The sequence below is a fragment of the Streptomyces sp. NRRL B-1347 genome (genome assembly GCF_000720325.1).
Classification (GTDB): domain Bacteria; phylum Actinomycetota; class Actinomycetes; order Streptomycetales; family Streptomycetaceae; genus Streptomyces.
The window spans coordinates 1-5,197 of the sequence record NZ_JOJM01000155.1 but is presented as its reverse complement, the minus strand read 5'-3'; the positions used below and the strand labels follow the sequence as shown (position 1 = coordinate 5,197).

General features: G+C 75.1%; 4 protein-coding genes and 1 pseudogene. All 5 read right to left on the bottom strand.

The genetic code is table 11. From position 1 onward, the window contains the following. Positions 1-12: 12 nt before the first annotated feature. Positions 13-774 carry an aminotransferase class IV gene (locus IG74_RS0143850; protein ID WP_063761360.1) on the bottom strand — a complete coding sequence of 254 codons (762 nt, stop codon included), beginning with the start codon at positions 772-774 and terminating at the stop codon, positions 13-15. Positions 775-780: 6 nt separating this feature from the next. After that, positions 781-2,007 carry an FAD-dependent oxidoreductase gene (locus IG74_RS0143845; RefSeq protein WP_030689239.1) on the bottom strand — a complete coding sequence of 409 codons (1,227 nt, stop codon included), beginning with the start codon at positions 2,005-2,007 and terminating at the stop codon, positions 781-783. Between the two features lie 67 nt (positions 2,008-2,074). Then, the gene (locus tag IG74_RS0143840) at positions 2,075-3,676 is read right to left on the bottom strand and encodes a class I adenylate-forming enzyme family protein (protein ID WP_051856694.1); all 1,602 of its coding nucleotides are present in this window, start codon (positions 3,674-3,676) and stop codon (positions 2,075-2,077) included. A gap of 44 nt (positions 3,677-3,720) precedes the next feature. After that, entirely contained in the window at positions 3,721-4,596 is an 876-nt protein-coding gene (locus IG74_RS54535) for a class I adenylate-forming enzyme family protein (protein ID WP_324607539.1), read from the bottom strand. Positions 4,597-4,808: 212 nt separating this feature from the next. Then, positions 4,809-5,072 (bottom strand): annotated as a pseudogene (locus IG74_RS54530) (AMP-binding protein); the annotation flags it as partial. Between the last annotated feature and the right edge of the window lie 125 nt (positions 5,073-5,197).

The following is a 5,197-nucleotide window of genomic DNA, read 5'->3' as shown; positions in this document are numbered from 1 at the left end:
CGGCATACGAGATCAGCCTCGGTCTCGTGGGCTCGGAGATGTGTATAAGAGACAGGCCCGGTAGGGGGTGTGGGGCCAGGCGGTCACGGGCCGGATGCCGTGCAGGGCGTTGACCAGCCACACCTCGTGGCCGCTCAGGTCGGCCGGGCGGGCCGGGCGGGCGGCGAGGGGGATGCCGAGCCGGGTGGCGCGGGCGGTGATCCAGGCGGCGGTGATGCCGGGCAGGACGGGCAGGCCGGGCGCGGGCAGGCACAGCCTCTCGCCCTCCCACCACAGCAGGGTGGCCGAGGTGGACTCGCTCACCCAGCCGCCGGGGGTGGTCAGCAGGTAGTCGTCGGCGCCCCGGTCCAGGGCGTGGGCGCGCAAGGTGCCCAGGGCGGCGAGGTCGGGGCCCTTGCGGCGCGGGCAGGTGCGCGGGTCGGGCCCGTACCAGCAGCCCAGGCGCACCTGGGCGGTGCGGGCGGGGCTGGGCCGCAGGCGCAGGCCCAGCACCGGCCGGGCGCCGCCGAGCAGTTCGACGCGCGGGAACCAGGCGCCGGTGCGCGGCAGCCGGGCCAGGACCTGGGTGAAGAAGCCGCCCGCGTCCAGGCCGGGGCCCGCGCCCGCGGCCCGGCAGGCGGCCAGGAAGCGGGCCCGGTGCCCGGCGGTGAACCGGGCCCGGCCGCCCTGGACGAGCCAGGAGTCGGCGGCCAGGACCGGGGCGTCGGGCGGGCTGGCGGGGGCCAGGTGGGAGCCGGGCCGCCAGGCGAACCAGGCCGTCTGCTGGCTGGGCACGGCGGTTCAGTACTTTCCGTGCACGGCGGTGGCCGGTGCGGTGCGCGGCCCGTAGGGGGCGCGCTCCAGCCATTCGCCCCAGGCGGGCACCAGCGGGGCCATCCGGGCGGAGAAGGCCTGCAGCAGCCGGGTCCTGCGGTGGCGGGGGCGCAGATGGGCCAGGGCGGTGCCGGCCGCGCGGGAGTTGAACAGGGCGGCCTCGCGGCGGGCGTGGGCGAACGCGCCGACGGCCGCGGCGCGTTCCCCGCCCGCCAGCACCTGGGCGACGGCGTCGGCGGCGGCCACCGAGTCGGCGATGCCGCTGTTCATGCCGCGCGCCCCGAACGGCGGGAACAGGTGCGAGGCCTCGCCCACCAGCAGCACCCGGTGCGCGGGGTCGGTGAAGGCGTCGGCCACGACCTGCAGGAAGTGGTAGCGCGAGACCCACAGAAGGCGGTCGGCGTAGGCGGGGGGCACCACGCGGGCCACCCAGGCGCGGGCGGCCTCCTCGGTGGCCCACTGCTCGGGGTCGTCGCCGTCCTTGCCCTGCAGGTCGAGCTGGAAGCCGCCGGCGAAGGGCACCCGCATCACGCTGCGCCCGCCGAGCGCGGGGTGTTCGTAGGTGAACACGCGCTCCAGGGGCAGCGGGTCGGCGGGGTCCTCGGCGATGTCGACCACGACGTGGAAGGCCTTCGAGCGGGTGCCGCTCATGGGGATGCCCAGGGCGTGGCGCACGGTGGAGCGGGCGCCGTCGGCGGCGATGACGAACCGGGCGTGGTGGACGGTGCCGTCGGCGGTGAACACCCGCACGTCCTCGGGGCCGGGTTCGGTGCCGGTGACGGGGGCGCCCCAGACGAAGCGGACGCCGGCGTCCTGGCAGGCGCGCAGCAGGTGCTTTTCGGTCTCGACCTGGCGCAGGCTGGTGAAGGGCGGGGCGCCGGCGCCGGTCTGGAGGGGGTAGGTGCGGGAGAAGACCTCGCGGTCCTTGTAGACGGTGCGGCGGGTGGGCCAGATGACGCCGTGGTCGATGAGGGTCTGGTCCAGGCCGGGGCTGATGGTGCCCAGCAGGTTCAGGGAGTCGCGGTGGACGAACAGGGCGCGGCTGCCGGGGCGGCGCCGGTCGGCGGGGTCGGCTTCCAGGACGGTGACGGGGATCTGGTGGTGGCGCAGGGCCAGGGCCGCGGTGAGCCCGACCGGGCCTGCGCCGACCACGAGGACGGGGTGCGTCTGGGGGTGGGGCGAGGGGGGTGCCATGGTCAGTCCTTCCAGCAAAGAGGCGTAGCGGGCGGGGAGTCGAGGGCCAGGGGTCAGGTGGCGGGGGTCAGGTGGTGGCGGGGGTGGGGGTGGGGGCGGCCGGGTGCTGGCCGTCGCGGAGCATGCGGGTGATCTCCACGCGGCGGACCTTCCAGGTGGAGGTGCGCGGCACCTCGGCGAAGGGCCAGTGCAGGGGGGCGGCCAGGGCGGGCAGTCCGGCGGTGGCCTGCTGCCAGCGCTCCTGGCTGAGGGGGGCGTCGCGGCGGGTGCAGATCACCGGCACGGGGGTGTGGTCGGCGCCGGGCACGATGATCACTTCGAGGAGTTCGTCGAGGCGGGACATCAGGACGTCCTCGAGTTCGAGGTTGCTGTCGATGGTGTCGATCTGGTCGATCTCGCGGTCGATGAGGCGGAGTTTGCCGCCGCGGTGCAGGGAGCCCATGTCGCCCAGGCGCCACCAGCCGTCGTGGCGCTGGTTCTGGTAGCGCTCGTCCTCGCCGAGGTAGGTCATGATCGTGCCGCGGCCGCGCAGTTCGAGGTGGCCGGCCTGGCCGCGCGGGACGGGGCGGCCGTTGTCGTCGACGGCGCGCAGCTTGATGAAGCCGGGCAGGACGAAGCCGACGTCGCGGCCGTCGTTCTTCTCGGCGCTCTTGCGGGTGTACCAGGCGCCGGAGATGGGGCCGGTCTCGCTCTGTCCGTAGAGCTGGACCAGCAGGGGGCGGCGGCGGTGGGAGGCGGCGAGCAGGCGCTGGATGGTGCGGGGGTGGATGGCGTCGAAGGTGCTGCTGTAGTAGCGGACGCTGGACAGCGGGGCGCCGGGGGCGTCGGCGAGGTCTTCCCACTGGATGAAGTTGTTGGGGTGGGTCTCGACCAGGCCGGGGCGGGTGCGGGTGAAGATCGGGGCGACCGTGTCGGGGTCGGGGTCGGTGAGGATGACCAGCGGGTTGCCGTAGTTCAGGAACACGCCCAGGGAGTGGTAGAAGCGCGAGTGGACGTAGCTCATGGCCAGGGCGACGGTTTCCTTCTTGCGGACGGGCCAGGCGATGAGCTGCTGGGGCAGCAGCCGGTGGAAGAGGGCGCGGGCGTTGTGGACCATCAGCTTGTTGACGCCGGTGGTGCCGGAGCTGTGGGTGATCAGGGCGGTCTGGCGGCGGTGCAGGCGCACCGGCTCGCGGCGGGGGGCGTCGGTGATGTCGGCCAGCAGCCGCAGGCTGCCGTGGGCGGCGGTGCCGGCCAGCACGGTGTCGCGCACCAGGGGGGTGAGGTCGGTGCCGGCCAGGGGGCCACAGAGTTTGGCGGCGTCGCTGATGAGCCAGGGCTGGTCCAGGCGGGCCAGGAGCTGGGTGACGACGTCGGGGCTCAGGGCGGCGGACAGCACGACGGGGACGGCGCCGATGCGGGCGGTGGCGGCGGCCAGCAGGGCGATGTCGAAGTTGTCGTCCTTGTGGACGGCGACGCGTTCGGTGGGGCGGATGCCCACGTGCCACAGCCGGGCGGCGAGGTCGTCGACGAGGTCGGCGACGGAGCGGTAGGTCAGGTCGGTGCCGGCGCCGGGGAAGGTGGCGAGCGGCTGGTCGAGGGTGACGGGCACGGGCCCGTGCTTCTCGGCGGCCTTCTCCCACAGCAGCCCGAGGTAGAAGGCCTTCTCGGGCAGGGCGAGCCTGGGCATGAGGGGTGTCCTTTCGTGGCGGCCGCGGGCGGCCGGTCAGACGGTCAGCGGGCAGTGGCAGCAGGGGCGTTGGCGCTGGCGGAGCTGTCGGCGTTGGCGCTGTCGGTGGTGGTGCGGATGAGGAAGCGCTGGAGTTTGCCGGTGGCGGTGCGCGGCAGGGAGTCGACGAAGTGCACGCTGCGCGGCACTTTGAAGGGGGCCAGGCGGGTGCGGGCCAGGGCGGTCAGTTCGGCTTCCAGGCCGGCGGCGTGCCCGGGGCGGTGGGGGACGACGAAGGCGCGCAGTTTGGTGGCGCCTTCGGCGTTGGGCAGGGAGGCGACGGCGACGTCGCGCACGGCCGGGTGGGCGGCGAGGACTTCTTCGACCTCGGTGGGGGAGATGGTGATGCCGCCGACCATCTCCAGGTCGTCGGCGCGGCCGCGGTGGGTGTAGGTGCCGTCGGGGTTGCGTACGGCGCGGTCGCGGGTGGCCAGCCAGCCGTCGACGAGGGTGCGGGCGGTCTCCTCGGGCCGGTTGAGGTAGTGGGGCATCAGGGTGGGGCCGCGGACCCACAGGTCGCCTTCGACGCCGTCGGGCAGGGGGGCGTGGTGGCGGTCGCGCAGCTGGAGTTCGAAGCCGGGCACGGGGGTGCCGACGGTGCCGGGGGTGTGGCGGGTGAGGCTGTTGGAGCTGAAGGCGTGGCCGGCTTCGGTGGAGCCGAGCTGGTCCAGGACGGGGGCGTCCAGGTGGGCGGTGATGCGGGCGGCCAGGGCGGGGCTGAGGCGTTCGCCGGCGGAGACGGCGGCGCGCAGGTGACCGAAGGCGGCCGGGTCGCCGTGGGTGAGCAGGGCGGCGTAGGCGGAGGGGACCGCGTGCAGGTGGGTGACGCGGTGGCGGGCGGCCAGGGCGGCGATGGCCGCGGGGCGGGGCGGGGCGGGCAGCAGGACGGCGGAGCCGCCCGAATACAGCGGGAAGGCCAGCAGAAGACGGCATACGAGATCAGCCTCGGTCTCGTGGGCTCGGAGATGTGTATAAGAGACAGGTCGAGGAGCGCGTCGCCGGTGAGGTGGGCCAGGGCGGTGAAGCGGGGGGCCAGGGCGGCATCGGTGAGGGCCAGGCGGGGGCGGGCGTCGCGCACGATGTGGGCGTGTTCGCCGGCGGCCAGGTGCGGGTTGGCCAGGACGGCGACGGCGCCGAGGCGGGCGGTGGCCAGGAACGCGGCGGGCCAGGCGAGGGTGTCGGGCAGGGCGATCAGGACGCGGGTGCCGGGGCGGATGCCGGCGCCGGCCAGGACGGTGGCGGCCTGGGCGGCCAGCTGGTGCAGGCGGCCGTGGGTGAGGGTGTGTGCGTCTTCGTGGTAGGCGGGCCGTTCGAGCCACCCGTTGCGGGCGGCCCGGCGGGCCAGGTCTGCGGCCATGTTCATGGCGTATGGGGTTCCTGTTCTGCGCGGGCGCCGGGGTGCGCGGCCGGGTGGCCCATCTGTCCGGTTTCGCCCCCCGCAGGCTCGCCACCATCCCGGGCCCCGCCGCCACGACCACCGGC